Origin of the sequence: Vibrio sp. D431a (assembly GCF_030248655.1) — a bacterium.
Taxonomy (GTDB): Bacteria; Pseudomonadota; Gammaproteobacteria; order Enterobacterales; family Vibrionaceae; genus Vibrio; species Vibrio alginolyticus.
In genome coordinates, this window is the sequence record NZ_JAHGAP010000103.1 from 1 (window position 1) to 814 (window position 814).

Consider the following 814-nt stretch of genomic DNA (forward strand, 5'->3'; position numbering starts at 1 on the left):
TTGAGCTGCACCTAAATCAGCACGTTGGCTTGTTAGGTGGTCTTGGTAACCTTGTAGTACGTCATGTACAGCAGTCTTCCACTGATCACCAGTAGCTTTTGTTGTAGCGTCGCCATCACCATCCACGTCTGTAAGTTTGATTACAACCGCACCATCTTCATCAACGATTGTTGCTGTACCAGCCGCTGAACCAACAGCATTGTCACCAGCTACTGCAATACTAACTTGGTTGTCCGTACCTTCACCGACAGCAATGCTTGCGTTAAGATTACCATCAAGAAGTTTTGTGCCGTTGTACTCAACAGACTCAGTGTTACGGAGCAGTTCTTTAGCTAGTTGGTCGAACTCTTTCTGAATCAACTCTACGTCTTTAGTTGAATTGGTTCCGTTCTCGGCTTGATAAGCTAACTCCTGCATACGAGCAGTAAGCTCTTGTTGTTGTTTTAGTGCCGCATCAGCTGTTTGGATAAGACTTACACCGTTAGCAGCATTCTCCATGTACTGTGCCGTTTGAGTAGATGCTTTTTCTAGACGAGTCGCAAGACCCATACCTGCAACGTCATCACCAGCTTTGTTAATTCTTAGTCCAGTGGTTAGGCGTTCTGATGCTGTGTTTACAGCCTTTTGGGAGTTAGCAATCTGCGTAGAAGCATTGCTAGCGTTAAGGTTAGTGTTAATTGAAAGCATTATTTCTTCTTTTATTTTGTAATAATTGAAGATATGTTCGACACAAATAATGCCACCTTAAATGGTTTTAATAAAAAAAAGCGACTCTATGAGTCGCTTTTCAAAAATGGGTGCCAATAGAAATTAG

1 protein-coding gene is annotated in these 814 nt (G+C 42.4%); it reads right to left on the minus strand.

Annotated elements, in window-relative coordinates:
* Positions 1-687, minus strand: a 687-nt coding sequence (locus tag KJB35_RS28240) for a flagellin (protein ID WP_285469898.1), incomplete at its 3' end; no start/stop codon positions are given.
* Positions 688-814: the final 127 nt, after the last annotated feature.